Source organism: Maritalea myrionectae DSM 19524 (assembly GCF_000423365.1).
GTDB classification, from domain to species: Bacteria; Pseudomonadota; Alphaproteobacteria; order Rhizobiales; family Devosiaceae; genus Maritalea; species Maritalea myrionectae.
Map to the genome: position 1 here is coordinate 247,721 of NZ_AUHV01000004.1, position 13,312 is coordinate 261,032.

A 13,312-nucleotide genomic window follows, 5' to 3' on the forward strand; every position below is an offset into this window, starting at 1 on the left:
ATTCGTCCGATATTGGTTACAGTCGGGGCTTGTAATTTTACGCACAGCGCGGCACACATAGACGAGCTGATTTAGCAAAAGGGCTATTCTATGCGCGTGATTATTTCCGGTGCAGGACAAGTGGGCTACGGCATTGCCGAGCGTTTGTCGCAAGAAGGCATTGAAGTCACTGTGATCGACAGCAATGCTGAACTGGTGCAGCGGGTGCGTGACACGCTAGATGCACGTGGCATTCATGGTCACGGTTCTCATCCTGAAATCTTGGCCCAAGCGGGCGCGCGCGAGGCTGATATGCTGATCGCGGTGACCCAGGTGGATGAAGTGAACATGACCGCCTGTCAGGTGGCGCATTCCATCTTTGATGTGCCTATTCGTATTGCCCGTATTCGTGCCCAGAACTATTTGCGGTCTGAATTCTCGAATCTGTTTGCCCGGGATCATTTGCCGATCGATGTGATCATTTCACCCGAAGTTGAGGTGGGTGAGTTGATCTTGCAGCGTATGGCCTATCCTGGCGCCAGTGATATTGTGTCATTTGATGATGACCAGGTACTGGTCTTGAGCGTGCCGGTGGCAGAAGACTGCGCGATTATTGACACACCTTTGCATCAATTGACCGAATTGTTCCCCAACCTGCAAGCGATGGTGATGGGCGTTATCCGCGACGGTGAAATGCTGGCGCTGAAGTCTGATGATTTTATGATCGCAGGGGACGAGGCCATAGTGAGTGTGGCCAAGGATCAAGTGAACCGTGTGCTTTCCATGTTTGGCCGGAAAGAAGAATTGCCGGACAAGATTGTGATCGCGGGTGCGGGGAATGTGGGGCAATATGTGGCCCGTCGACTTGAAGAGAGCCGCGATGGCATCTCTGTTCGTTTGATCGAAACCAACCGCGTTAAGGCGCAGCAAGCCGCCGAAAGGCTTGAAAAATCCATCGTTGTTTACGGTTCGACGCTGAACGATGAGATCATGCGTGAAGTGGGCATTGAGCAATGCCAGATGTTTTTGGGCCTCACCAATGATGACGAGACCAACATTTTGTCATGCGTGCTGGCCAGTGAGATGGGCGGTGCAACGACCATCGCGTTGGTGAACCAAGCGCAATATCCGCGTTTTGCGCGCCGTCTCAATGTTGATGCCTTTTTGAACCCCCGTGCAGCCACCGTATCCAAAATCTTGCGTCACGTGCGGCGTGGGCGTATTCGTGGCGTCTATTCGCTTTATAATGGCGCAGCGGAACTGCTTGAGGCCGAGGCGCTCGAAACATCGCCATTGGTGGGCAAGCCACTAAAAGATTTCAAATTTGGTGAAGGCGTGCGCATTGGGGCGATTATTCGTGGTGGCGAAGTGCACATGCCAAATGGCGACACCCGCATCGAAGCGGGTGATTTGGTGATTGTGTTTGCGCTGGCCAAATCCGTTCGCAAAGTGGAGCAAATGTTCCGCGTCAGCATCGACTTCTTCTAACCAACGGGAAGGGGCCGTTCGCGCCAACCAACATTCATGCAAACCATCATTGTATTTGCTGCCATCATTGTCTTTGGCCTATCCGTTTGCCTTTTGGTGCCCCTTATCGTGGGCGTCATCGGCTCCGATTGGGCGGCGGTTGAAGGATTTGCGTTGATCAGCGTGGGGCTGTGCCTGTTGTCTGGCGGTTTAATCGTGGCGCTTTACAGCAAGATCAAGCGATTGCGGCGTGGCGACATGTTTTTGCTATCGGTGTGCGTTTGGTTGGCCTTATGCCTGATTGGTGCCTTGCCCTTCATCGTTTTAGAGGGTCAGCCTTTTGTGCTGGCACTGGTCGAATCTGTATCCGCCGCCACAACGCTTGGGGTGACGCCACGGCCCGATCAAGCCATCACCAGCGCCATGGGTGCTTATCGCGGTGTTTTGGGCTGGTATGGCGGTTTCCTGACCTTGTCGATCATTGTTTACATCCTAGCTCCGTTTCAGGTTGGCGGTTTGCCCAACCGGGATTTGCGCTTTGTGCTGCACGGATCGACCAGCGGTAGCCCAAAATTGCTCCGCACACTCGGTGAAGTCGCTGTGCCCTATGCCACGCTGACCCTTACCTGCTTTTTGCTTTTGTTGTTGCAGGGGGTGCGCCCGTTGACCGCGCTGCTCGCTTCATTTGCAAGCCTTTCGACAAATGGTTATTTGCCCACGCTTTCAGGCGGGTCCATTTTCAACAACTCCACAGCGGAAATCACGCTTATCGTGTTTATGCTGATCGGTGGCACGTCGATCATCTGGCACAAAATGATCGTTAATCGACGCTACGACCTACTGAGTGAACACCGTGAAAGCATGGCGCTGATCGGCCTGGTTTGTGTGACCGCTTTATTGTTGTTTGCCGCCCAAGCCGCGATTTTTGGCAATGACAATCATCCCACATTGTTGGCCAACTTCTTCGACGTGACTGCCCTGATGACGACAACAGGCATATTGCACAATGAACATGTGGGCAGTGGTGTGCCGCTGACTTTGGCGTGGATGTTGGCCATTGGTGGGGCAACGACTTACTCGACAGCGGGCGGTATATCGCTTCACCGATTGGGCACAATGCTTGAACAATCGATCAATCAGGCCCGGCAGTTGGTTTTTCCACATGCTGTTTTGGCCAACATCAAGATCGGCGGTCAAAGCCTAGATGCACGCAATGTTAAGGCGGTTTGGAGCTATTTCTTCTTGTTCATATTGTCCTTGAGCGTCGCACTGCTGGCGTTTTCAGCCCTAGGCTATAGCTTTGGTGATGCATTCTCCTTGGCCGTGGGCAGCCTGAATTCCATCGCCTCATTGACCGAGCTTGGACTTAATGGTGATGCCGAACCCAGTAGACAAGCCCTTATACTTATGACTATATTTGCATTTGCAGGGCGAGTTGAAATTCTTATCATCTTTGCAGCAATCGCGAATTTGCTGCGGCAGTAGCCCGTAAGAAAAAGCACATGCCGCATCGAGTAGTGGTGGGAGGCATCGTAATAATTAGACCGCTTTGAAGGTGCGTATCGACCTTAAAAAGTGGCATCAATCACGGCACTGACTTTGAGTTGCGCGTCAGCACCGTTTAAAAAAAGAGGCCCAAATGCCCAACGATAAAAGCCAAAATCTGCAAGATTCTTTTCTCAATAATGTGCGTAAGAACAAAATTCCAGTGACTGTGTTTCTGGTCAATGGGGTAAAGCTGCAAGGTGTCATCACCTGGTTTGACAATTTTTGTTTGTTGCTGAGACGTGAAGCGCAATCGCAGCTCGTTTATAAACATGCAATTTCGACAATTATGCCAGGCGCACCCGTTCAGCTATTTGACCCAGAAAACGCGGACAAAAGCTAACAGGACCGACAGGTAAACAGTTGAATAAATCAAAGAACGACCACCTTACTGACCAGCAGGAAGGTGTGGATTTTGCGCGTGGACCGAAATCATTAATCGATCGACGCACAGTTGCGACGCGCGCAATGCTGGTAACACCAGACATTACCCGACAGCCCAATCGCCGCACGATTGAAGCGCGAAAGGCCGAATTTGAAGGCCTCGCTGATGCGATCAATCTGGTGTTGGTGCAGTCAATTGTGGTTTCCGTGCGCGAGATTAAGCCAGCGACCTTTATTGGTGGCGGGCATGTGGAAGCTATTGCTGAAACGGTGAAAGAGGAAAAGATCAAGTTGCTCTTGCTTGATTGCCAATTGTCGCCGATCCAGCAGCGCAATCTTGAAAAACAAACCGGCGCCAAGGTGTTGGACCGTACTGCGCTGATCCTTGAGATTTTCGGGGAACGCGCAGCCACACGTGAAGGTGTGTTGCAAGTTGAGTTGGCACACCTGACCTACCAAAAAGGCCGGCTGGTGCGTTCCTGGACCCACCTTGAGCGGCAACGTGGTGGCTTGGGCTTTGTTGGTGGTCCGGGGGAAACCCAAATCGAATCTGACCGTCGGCAATTGCAAGACCGCATCACATTGCTGTCCCAGCGTTTGGACAAGGTGAAAAAGACGCGCACAGAACAACGCAAGGCACGCAAAGTGGTGCCGCATCCAATCATCTCTTTGGTGGGGTACACCAACGCGGGTAAGTCGACATTGTTCAACTATTTGACGGGTGCGACAGCGAAAGAGGCGGACATGTTGTTTGCGACGCTCGACACCACGGTTCGGCGACGTGTTTTGCCCCACAAGCGCGAAGTTGTGTTTTCCGACACAGTGGGCTTTATTGCTGACTTGCCGACAGATTTGGTCGCTGCATTTCGCTCCACCTTGGAGGAAGTGACCGACGCGCATTTAGTGTTGCACGTGCGCGATATCTCAAATCCTGACCATTTGGCGCAGGCCCAGGATGTCGAAGACGTGTTGAAAGATCTGGGCGTTACACCCGAAGAGGTGCCCTTTATCGAGGTTTGGAACAAGATCGACCAAGCTGACGAGGCGCTGTTGGAACAGGCACGGGCGCAACACCGGAGTGACGTGCCGGTGGTTGAGGTCTCTGCTGTGACGGGTCAGAATATTGATGAATTGATCAGCTTGATTGAAGACATTTTGGCCAAAAGCAGCCGCTTGCAGCGGGTGATCCTGCCGCATGAGGCTGCCGGCAAGGCGCATTGGCTTTTTGAAAATGGCGAAGTGACAAATCAATTTAGCAGTGAAGACGAGCTTTCCATTGTCTACGAAGTCCGCATTCCGAAGAACAAAATGTCAGGCTTTTTGGAGGAGTTCGGTCCCTTTATTCTGATGCACTAATCCTGCTTTTTGTCAGCGAGACGTGCTTCATCCCAAAGGGCCTGCAGCGTTTCAAAATCGGCATCTTCAAGGGCTGTGCCATTTTCGGCGCAGCCTTTTTCGATATGAGCGAAGCGGCGCATAAACTTGGCGTTGGCATCTTGCAGCGCGGTTTCCGGATCAATGCTGAGCTTGCGGGCGAGGGAAGCGACGGCGAACAGCAAATCGCCGAGCTCTTCATGCAGGCGCTCCTTTGACGCGCCACTGGCCATTTCCTCTTGTACTTCGCTCAGCTCTTCATGCAGTTTTTCTGCGGCTTGGTCTGGCCCGGCAAAATCAAATCCTATGCGGGCGGCCCGTTTGGCCAGTTTATCCGCGCGCATGAGGGCTGGTTGCCCCCGCGGTATGTCATTAAGGAAACCTTGGGGTTTCGCCGCGCCTTTGTTTCGGGCCGCCTTTTGCGCCCGTTCTTCCGCTTTGATGCCATCCCAAACTTTTTTTACTTCTACAGGATCTGATGTGTTCAAATCGCCAAACACATGGGGGTGCCGTCGGATCAGTTTGGCGGATATGCCATAGACGATGTCACCAAAATCGAATTTGCCTTCCTCCGCCGCCATTTGGGCGTAATAGACCGGTTGAAACAGCAGATCGCCCAATTCGTCCCGTAATTCATCAAAATCCTTGTTTTCAATCGCTTCTGCCACCTCATAGGCTTCTTCAATTGTGTGGGGTTTGATGCTGTCGAAATCCTGCTCAAGATCCCACGGGCATCCCCCGTCGGGATTGCGCAGACGCGCCATAATGTCGATGAGGACTTGGATATCGCGAGAGGGTTTCATGGCTATTTCAAACAGTCTGCTGATTTGGAAGGGACAAATTCGGTGATGGTGTAATGTGCCAGATCATGTTGATGAAACGGATCCTGCGCGATCATTTCGTGTACATCAGCCTTGCTTGCAGCGGTTGCGAGAATGATACCGCCGTCGCGCGGGACTTTTGCCCCCGAGGCCAAAAAATGTCCCGCCTGATAATGGACATCAAGGAACGCGCGGTGTGCGGCTAAATGTGGTTCCACGGCGTCGAGCGCCACTTTATAAGTCAGCTCGATTACGAACAGATTTGCATCATTGGTCAAAAATGACATGTCTGATCCTATGTTTTTTCAAACATGTTGAGCATAGAGCGTTGATAAGAACAAGGTACATATTCCCTTGTTTCCAAAAGCTATTTGCCTGAGGCTTTTGCCAAACGCCCGACAATTGTGTGGTGCAGGAGGTAGATTTATTTAAACTTTATCGGTAAAATAGCGGGAAAACATAATTGTATAGGGCCACATATTGTGTGGTTCGAGTTAGAAAGTATTATTATGAAGAAGCGTCGTATTGTTTCCTCACGCCATTTGGCCTCCACCGAAGGCTGGCAATTGTCTGAATTCGAATATGGTTTGATCATTGCCTATAATGGATTTAGCCGATGGATGACCAAATGCATGATCGCTTCGGGCAATCCTGAATTGTCACCACTTGAAATTCTGGTCCTGCACAATGTGAACCATCGTGAGCGCCAAAAGCGGCTGACAGACATTTGTTTTTTGCTCAATATTGATGACAGCCATACGGTGAATTATGCGCTGAAAAAGCTGCTGAAAGCGGGTTTGATCGAAGGTGAAAAGCGCGGCAAAGAGATGTTTTACTCGACGACCACGCAAGGCTTTGAGTTGTGCGACAAATACCGCGAAGTGCGGGAACAATGCTTGCTAGACAGCTTGAAGCATCTGGACGTTGATAAGGATCAGCTTAGTGAAATGGCGGCGATGATGAGGACGCTGAGCGGGCTCTATGATCAAGCCTCGCGCGCAGCGTCCTCACTCTAAAGCGTTTAGCCCTTCATCAACCCCGGCAGAGCCGTGACGATTTGGGGGAAGATGGTGATTAACACCACTGCCAATAGCAACAGCAAGAAAAAGGGCAGGGCGGCCATAGCGATCTTAAAGATATTTTGGCCGGTCAGCCCCTGAATCACGAACAGGTTGAACCCGACGGGAGGTGTGATTTGCGACATCTCCACCACAATCACCAGATAGATGCCAAACCATAGCGGATCAATGCCAACGGATTCGATCATTGGCATGATGATAGCTGTTGTCAGCACCACAACGGAAATTCCGTCCAAGAAACAGCCCAGAACGATAAAGAACACAGTGAGGGCGGCCAACAAGGCCCAGGGGCCAAGGTTGAAAGTGTCGATCCAGCTGGCCAGATTGCGCGGAATGCCTGTGAAGCCCATTGAAACCGTCAAGAAGGCGGCACCAGCCAAAATGAACGCGATCATGCACGAGGTGATGGTGGCGTTCATGACGCTTTCACGGAACATCTTCCAACTCAGCGAACCGCTGGACCACGCCAAAACCAACGACAGGACAACGCCCACAGCGGCCGCATCTGTTGGCGAAGCAATGCCGGCATAGATTGAGCCGATAACACCTGCGATCAGCGCGATGACCGGAATAAGGCGTTTAGATGCACTCAGTTTCTCCCGGAATGAAAAGTTCAACTCTTCCTTTGGGAAAATCTCTGGTTTCATCAAAGCGGTGATGGCGACAAAGGCTGCAAACATGCTGACCAGCAAGATGCCGGGCAAGATGCCTGCGATAAACAAGCGGGCGATAGATTGCTCGGTTGAGACCCCATAAACAATCAGGATGATTGAGGGTGGAATAAGCAAGCCAAGCGTGGCCGAGCCTGCGAGTGTTCCCAAAATCAAACTATCTGGATAGTTGCGCTTTTGCAGTTCCGGCACAGACATTTTGCCGATGGTGGCAGCTGTGGCGGCAGATGAACCCGACACGGCGGCGAAAATTGCACAGCCCAGAATGTTCACATGCAAGAGCTTACCCGGCACTTTGCCAAGCCAGGGCGTGAGCCCGGAAAACATGTCTTCGGACAAGCGCGACCGCAGCAGAATTTCACCCATCAGGATAAAGAGCGGCAGCGCCGCAAGCGCCCAAGAATGGCTGTGGCCCCAAAATGTGGTGGCCAGGATTGGCCCCAACGGTGCGGAGGTGAACATAAACATGCCCAAGGCCCCTGTCAGGGACAGCGCAAAACCAACCCACATGCCCATGGCGAGCATGCCGAACAAGGCCCCCACCAAAACAAGAATCATGGCCAACTCAGACATCGTGATGTTCCTCTTCGATATCATCTAAGTGGTCGGCACGTTCTATGCCTAGAACGGCGCAAATTGTGTCGTCGACCAATGCGAGGGTAAACAGTGCGAGGCCCAGCACCAAAGTGCTTTGGGGCAGCCACAGGGGCACCGGAATGATGCCAGTGGACACATCGCCATATGAGATGGATTCGTGCAGGTGGCCGATCATGGCGTAAGTCATGTAGGCGGCGGCAACGGCACAGAGGCCAAGCGTAAAGATTTCAACCGCGCGTCCCAACTGCCCTTTGAGAAAATCGCGAAACAGCGTCACACGGATATGTCCATCGTGCTTGAGCGTATAGGCCAGCGCCAAGAATGACGCGGCCGCCAGCAGGAAGCCTGCAAAATCAGCATATGATGGAATTGTATAGGCGAACTGTGTGCCTAGGAGTTTTGTGATGAGGTTAAAAATAACCTGCATCGTGACCAACGCACAGATGGTCAAAATGCAAATGGCGGATAAAGCACCCGCCGCGAGATATATTCGATCTAGTGCCTTGCGCACGCGCAATCCTCCCCAAAAGATGAGTGGGCAGCAAGGAATTGCCGCCCACTGATAGAATTCTTATTGGAAATAAGCGTCAACAACAGCGTCAGCTGCTGGTGTTGAATTTGCACGCCAATCCGCGAGCAGCTCTACGCCAACTTTCGCCAAGCCATCTTTAAGTTCTTGTGAAGGTTCCACAATTGTCACGCCATTGTCGGCCAACACTTGTGTTTTCTCTTCTGCTTCACGACGGCTCATGTTCCAGCCACGCTCTTCAGCTTCGGCAGCGGCTTTCAAAACAGCAGCTTGCGTTTCCTCATCAAGCGCATTGAAGGCAGCCACATTCACAACCACGATGTTTTTAGGCACCCAAGCGTTGATTGGTGTGTAGTGTGAAATGAAGTCCCAAGCTTTTGAATTGGCGCCGGTAGACGGTGAGGTGATCATCGCCTCAACTTGGCCAGTGGCAAAGGCTTGTGGAATATCTGGCGCTTCAACCTGTGTTGGCGCTGCGCCGACCATTGTGGCAAACTTTTCAAGGTTTGCGTTATATGAGCGGAATTTCAAACCGTTGAGATCGGCAACAGTTTTCACTTCTTTTTTGGTATAAAGACCTTGTGGGGGCCATGGCACGGAGAACAATGGCTTCAAGCGCTGCTTGGCCAACAATTCTTCAACCACAGGCTTTTGGGCTTCCCAAAGGCGCGCCGCGTCTTGATAGCTCACCGCGACCAATGGCAATGAGTCGATGCCAAATGCGGGGTCTTCGTTTGCAAGCAAGGACAAGAAAAACTCGCCGGCAGGCACAATCTGGTTACGTACGGAATTCTTGATTTCGCCATGCTTGATCAACGAACCAGCTGTGTGCAGTTTGATGTTCAATTCACCATTTGTAGCTTCACGAACGTCATCAGCAAATTGCTGAATATTCACGGTGTGGAATGTTTTGTCCGGGTAGGGGGTCGGCATATCCCAATCTTCAGCGAAACCTGCTGAAGTCGACGCGATCCCCAAAGCAATAGCGGCTGTTGCCGCCTGAAAAATCTTATTCATATCTTCCTCCTGGTTTCCACCAATTCCCAGTCTAGCACTTCGCCATCAGAAAAAAAGTGGTCATGTAACGTTGACAATTTGTCATTAAAATATCAATAAAGCAATAGCAATTTGGATTTTTTATCGGAGGATGACATTGTGAGTGGCCAGTGGGACTTTTGGATTGACCGGGGTGGAACCTTCACCGATATCGTGGCACGTACGCCAGAGGGCGAGCTGGTTCCACACAAACTTTTGTCCGAAAATCCAGAGGCTTACCCGGACGCGGCGCTCCAAGGTATTCGCGATTTGATGGGAATCGAAAAGGGCGGCGCAATCCCTTCCGAACAGATTGCGACTGTAAAAATGGGGACAACGGTCGCCACCAACGCGTTGCTAGAGCGAAAAGGTGATCGGGTTCTTTTCCTGACCAATAAGGGATTCGCTGACGCGCTTGAAATTGGATATCAGGCGCGTCCAAAGCTATTTGATCGCGAAATCAAAAAGCCTGAATTGCTTTATGAGCGGGTTGCAGAAGTGCCCGGCCGTTTTGACGCGCAGGGCGAAGAACTTGAAGCGTTTGATCCAGCGGCAACGGAATTGGCCTTGCAAGCAGCTTATGATGCGGGCATCCGGGCGGTCGCGATTGTGTTTATGCACGCATTTCAGCATCCAGATCATGAAAAACAAGCTGCCGCTTTAGCGGAGAACATTGGTTTCACGCAAATATCCGCAAGTCATGATGTGTCTCCGTTGATCAAATTTGTCGGCCGTGGCGACACCACGGTGGTGGATGCGTATCTTTCGCCCATACTTCGCCGCTATGTGGATCGCGTTGCTTCAGAATTGGATACGGAAAACACCAATCTGAAATTGATGTTTATGATGTCGTCCGGTGGTCTGACGGCTGCTTCTATGTTCCACGGGCGGGACGCGATTTTGTCTGGTCCCGCTGGCGGCATCGTGGGCGCTGTGGAAACCAGCAAACAGGCCGGGTTTGACAAAATCATCGGCTTTGACATGGGTGGCACTTCCACAGATGTGGCACACTACAATGGCGACTTTGAAAAGGACTTTGAGACCGAAGTTGCAGGCGTGCGCATGCGCGCGCCGATGATGAAAATCCACACAGTGGCTGCGGGTGGGGGCTCAATTTTGGAATTTGACGGGCGCCGCTTTACCGTTGGTCCGCATTCAGCTGGCGCCAACCCAGGGCCCGCAAGCTATCGTCGTGGCGGCCCCTTGGCGGTGACAGACGCCAATGTGATGCTCAATAAAGTTCAGCCCGAGTTCTTTCCCGCAATCTTCGGCCCCAACCAGGATGAGCGCCTTGATCAAGGTTTGGTGCGTGACAAGTTTGCTGAGATTGCAAAACAGGCTGGCTTGGAATCATCGGAAGAGGCCGCAGAAGGTTTTTTAAAGATTGCGGTCGAAAACATGGCCAATGCCGTGAAGAAAATTTCAGTGCAACGCGGCTATGAAATTTCAAAATATGCCCTAACCTGCTTTGGCGGGGCCGGGGGCCAACATGCCTGCGCCGTTGCCGATAGGCTCGGCATGCGCACGGTGTTGGTGCATCCATTCTCCGGCATTCTCTCTGCCTATGGCATGGGGTTGGCCGATATTAAATCCGCAACCCAAAGAGCAATTGGCCAGACATTAAGCGTGAACGCGCTTAAAGAGACAAAATATCTATATGAGCAGTTGCGGCGCGATATGTTGTTGAACCTGGCGGCGCAGGGCATTTCGGATGATTCCTGCACGGTAAAGGCAACAGCACACCTTAAATATCGCGGCACCGATTCAACTATTGAAGTTGTGTTGAGTTCTGAGTTGGAAATGCGTGCTGAGTTCGAAACCATCCACAAGGAACGCTTCGGTTTTATCGAACCAAATGCGGAGATCGTGATTGAGTTTATCGACGTTGAAGCCGCAGGTGGCCGATCAAATCATAAAGAGCCGACCCTTCAGGCAGCAAATGATGACGCGCAAGCGTTTGATCAAACCAAATTCTTCTCTGGTGGGGCCTGGCAAGAAGCATCTGTCTATAAACGCGACGACCTTTGCCCCGGCCATAAAATATCTGGCCCTGCGATCATTATCGAAGCTATCGGCACAATTATTGTCGAGCCGGGGTGGGGCGCTCACCTCAAGTCAAATGGCCTAATTGTGCTCGAACGAGAAGTTGCGCAAGGCGCGGCCAATATTTCGGCAGAAGAGGCCGATCCGGTCATGCTGGAGATTTTCAACAATCTGTTTATGTCCATTGCTGAACAGATGGGGGTGCGGCTGCAAAACACGGCACGTTCAACCAACATCAAGGAACGCTTGGACTTTTCCTGCGCAATTTTTGATCGACATGGCGCCTTGATAGCCAATGCGCCGCACACGCCGGTGCATCTTGGGTCGATGGATCGCTCCGTCGCCAGCGTTATCAAAGCACATCCTGATATGAATCCGGGCGATGTTTTTGTGACCAACGCACCATATAATGGTGGCACGCACTTGCCGGACATTACCGTGGTGACACCCGTTTTCTCAAAAGGCAGCACCACGCCACTCTTCTTTGTCGCTTCGCGTGGACACCATGCAGACGTTGGTGGCATCGCACCGGGCTCCATGACGCCACTGGCGACTTCCATTGAAGAAGAGGGCGTCATTCTCGACAATGAAATATTGGTCAAACAAGGTACATTCCAAAGCCAGTTTATAGAAAAAGCGCTGACGGATGGGACATATCCTTGTCGTAACCCTGAGCAAAACATTGCTGATTTGAAGGCACAAATTGCGGCAAATGAGAAGGGTGTCGCCGAACTGTTGAATATGGTCGACGGTTTTGGCCTCGAGGTGGTGAACGCCTATATGCGCTTTGTTCAAGACTATGCCGAAGGGTGCGTGCGACGCGCAATCTCCAATCTAAAAAATGGTACTGCCATAGTTGGATTTGACCAGGGTTGCCAGATATCGGTTTCCATCACCGTGGATGAAGAGCAGGGCAAAGCCATTGTTGATTTTGCCGGGACAAGCGATCAACAGCCGGACAATTTCAATGCGCCTGAGCCGATCACGCGCGCCGCGATTCTTTATGCCTTCCGCTGTATGGTGGATGAAAATATTCCTATGAACGCGGGGTGCATGCGCCCAATTGAAGTGCGACTGCCCAAACAATCCATGTTGACCCCGGAATATCCGGCGGCGGTTGTGGCTGGTAATGTTGAGGTTTCACAAGCGGTTACCGATTGTCTGTTTGCCGCAATGGGAGCAATGGCGGGCGCGCAGGGCACCATGAACAACTTCAATTTCGGCAATGATCAGTACCAATATTATGAAACAATTTGTGGCGGCACTGGTGCTGGCCCTCGTTTTGATGGTGCCGATGCTGTTCATTCACATATGACCAACACACGATTGACGGATCCAGAGGTTCTGGAAACACGTTATCCAGTGCTGCTGGAGGATTTCCATATTCGCCGCAACACGGGCGGTACGGGTGCGCATAAGGGCGGCGATGGTGTTCACCGTCATATCCGCTTCCTCAAACCTATGGACGTTTCGTTTTTGTGCGGGCATCGCGTTGTGCCGCCAAAGGGACTAAATGGCGGTGCGGATGGCCAAGTTGGCGCAAACTTTAAGATTTGTGCAGATGGTTCGGAGGTCAAGCTAGACGGACGGACGCAAATAGAATGCGCTGCCGGTGAAGGTGTGATTATTCAGACGCCATCTGGCGGCGGCTTTGGACGAAGTTAGCCAAAGCATCTAACTGAATGGCTGCGCGGGTTCGTTTATTGCCTGCGCAGCTGCAACTGCTGTGCGTGAGGGCCTCCATAATATCAGCCATGCTCAATATATCAGTTATTCGGATAATATATA

11 protein-coding genes are annotated in these 13,312 nt (G+C 51.7%); 6 read left to right on the forward strand and 5 right to left on the reverse strand.

Going from position 1 to position 13,312, the window contains the following annotated elements; translation table 11 throughout:
• Positions 1 to 90 precede the first annotated feature (90 nt).
• The 4 genes from trkA to hflX all read left to right on the forward strand — a co-directional run bounded on the left by trkA (position 91) and on the right by hflX (position 4,731).
• Positions 91 to 1,467, forward strand: a complete 1,377-nt coding sequence (trkA, locus tag G549_RS0112525; RefSeq protein WP_027835316.1) for a Trk system potassium transporter TrkA — start codon at positions 91 to 93, stop codon at positions 1,465 to 1,467.
• A gap of 36 nt (positions 1,468 to 1,503) precedes the next feature.
• Positions 1,504 to 2,931: a TrkH family potassium uptake protein gene (locus G549_RS0112530; protein WP_027835317.1), complete on the forward strand. Its 1,428-nt coding sequence runs from the start codon at positions 1,504 to 1,506 to the stop codon at positions 2,929 to 2,931.
• A 154-nt stretch (positions 2,932 to 3,085) separates the two neighbouring features.
• Positions 3,086 to 3,334, forward strand: coding sequence for an RNA chaperone Hfq (gene hfq, locus G549_RS0112535; RefSeq protein WP_027835318.1), 249 nt, complete (start codon positions 3,086 to 3,088; stop codon positions 3,332 to 3,334).
• A 125-nt stretch (positions 3,335 to 3,459) separates the two neighbouring features.
• Positions 3,460 to 4,731, forward strand: a complete 1,272-nt coding sequence (gene hflX, locus G549_RS0112540) for a GTPase HflX (RefSeq protein ID WP_084634187.1) — start codon at positions 3,460 to 3,462, stop codon at positions 4,729 to 4,731.
• On the opposite strand, the gene mazG is transcribed toward hflX, so the two are convergent.
• Both mazG and G549_RS0112550 read right to left on the reverse strand, forming a co-directional pair.
• Entirely contained in the window at positions 4,728 to 5,552 is an 825-nt protein-coding gene (gene mazG / locus G549_RS0112545; protein ID WP_027835320.1) for a nucleoside triphosphate pyrophosphohydrolase, read from the reverse strand. The two genes, hflX and mazG, sit on opposite strands and share 4 nt — an antisense overlap.
• 2 nt (positions 5,553 to 5,554) lie before the next feature.
• Complete coding sequence (locus G549_RS0112550) at positions 5,555 to 5,857, reverse strand: YciI family protein (RefSeq protein ID WP_246778375.1); 303 nt, start codon at positions 5,855 to 5,857, stop codon at positions 5,555 to 5,557.
• Positions 5,858 to 6,079: 222 nt separating this feature from the next.
• Here G549_RS0112550 and G549_RS0112555 point away from each other — a divergent pair, with 222 nt between their 5' ends.
• On the forward strand, positions 6,080 to 6,586 hold the full coding sequence (locus tag G549_RS0112555) for a winged helix DNA-binding protein (protein ID WP_036222587.1): 507 nt from the start codon (positions 6,080 to 6,082) through the stop codon (positions 6,584 to 6,586).
• Positions 6,587 to 6,591: 5 nt separating this feature from the next.
• Here the strand turns inward: G549_RS0112555 and G549_RS0112560 are convergent, their stop codons facing one another.
• Genes G549_RS0112560 through G549_RS0112570 form a run of 3 tightly spaced genes read right to left on the reverse strand, consistent with a single transcriptional unit; the run spans position 6,592 to position 9,463 of the window.
• A complete protein-coding gene (locus G549_RS0112560) occupies positions 6,592 to 7,893 on the reverse strand; it encodes a TRAP transporter large permease (protein ID WP_027835323.1) in 1,302 nt (433 codons plus the stop codon).
• Positions 7,886 to 8,428 carry a TRAP transporter small permease gene (locus tag G549_RS20205; protein ID WP_036222774.1) on the reverse strand — a complete coding sequence of 181 codons (543 nt, stop codon included), beginning with the start codon at positions 8,426 to 8,428 and terminating at the stop codon, positions 7,886 to 7,888. The genes G549_RS0112560 and G549_RS20205 overlap by 8 nt, the downstream gene beginning before the upstream one ends.
• Positions 8,429 to 8,488: 60 nt before the next feature.
• Positions 8,489 to 9,463, reverse strand: a complete 975-nt coding sequence (locus tag G549_RS0112570; protein WP_036222589.1) for a TRAP transporter substrate-binding protein — start codon at positions 9,461 to 9,463, stop codon at positions 8,489 to 8,491.
• A gap of 138 nt (positions 9,464 to 9,601) precedes the next feature.
• Between G549_RS0112570 and G549_RS0112575 the strand changes: the two genes are divergently transcribed.
• Positions 9,602 to 13,189 (forward strand): hydantoinase B/oxoprolinase family protein, encoded by a 3,588-nt coding sequence (locus G549_RS0112575; RefSeq protein ID WP_027835325.1) that lies wholly within the window; start codon positions 9,602 to 9,604, stop codon positions 13,187 to 13,189.
• Positions 13,190 to 13,312 lie beyond the last annotated feature (123 nt).

Excerpts from the sequence above, each read along its gene's own strand:
- trkA (WP_027835316.1), top strand. The coding sequence starts at position 91 with ATGCGCGTGATTATTTCCGGTGCAGGACAAGTGGGCTACGGCATTGCC.
- hfq (WP_027835318.1), top strand. The coding sequence starts at position 3,086 with ATGCCCAACGATAAAAGCCAAAATCTGCAAGATTCTTTTCTCAATAAT.
- G549_RS0112555 (WP_036222587.1), top strand. The coding sequence starts at position 6,080 with ATGAAGAAGCGTCGTATTGTTTCCTCACGCCATTTGGCCTCCACCGAA.
- G549_RS0112570 (WP_036222589.1), bottom strand. The coding sequence starts at position 9,463 with ATGAATAAGATTTTTCAGGCGGCAACAGCCGCTATTGCTTTGGGGATC.
- G549_RS0112530 (WP_027835317.1), top strand. The coding sequence starts at position 1,504 with ATGCAAACCATCATTGTATTTGCTGCCATCATTGTCTTTGGCCTATCC.
- mazG (WP_027835320.1), bottom strand. The coding sequence starts at position 5,552 with ATGAAACCCTCTCGCGATATCCAAGTCCTCATCGACATTATGGCGCGT.
- hflX (WP_084634187.1), top strand. The coding sequence starts at position 3,460 with ATGCTGGTAACACCAGACATTACCCGACAGCCCAATCGCCGCACGATT.
- G549_RS0112550 (WP_246778375.1), bottom strand. The coding sequence starts at position 5,857 with ATGTCATTTTTGACCAATGATGCAAATCTGTTCGTAATCGAGCTGACT.
- G549_RS0112560 (WP_027835323.1), bottom strand. The coding sequence starts at position 7,893 with ATGTCTGAGTTGGCCATGATTCTTGTTTTGGTGGGGGCCTTGTTCGGC.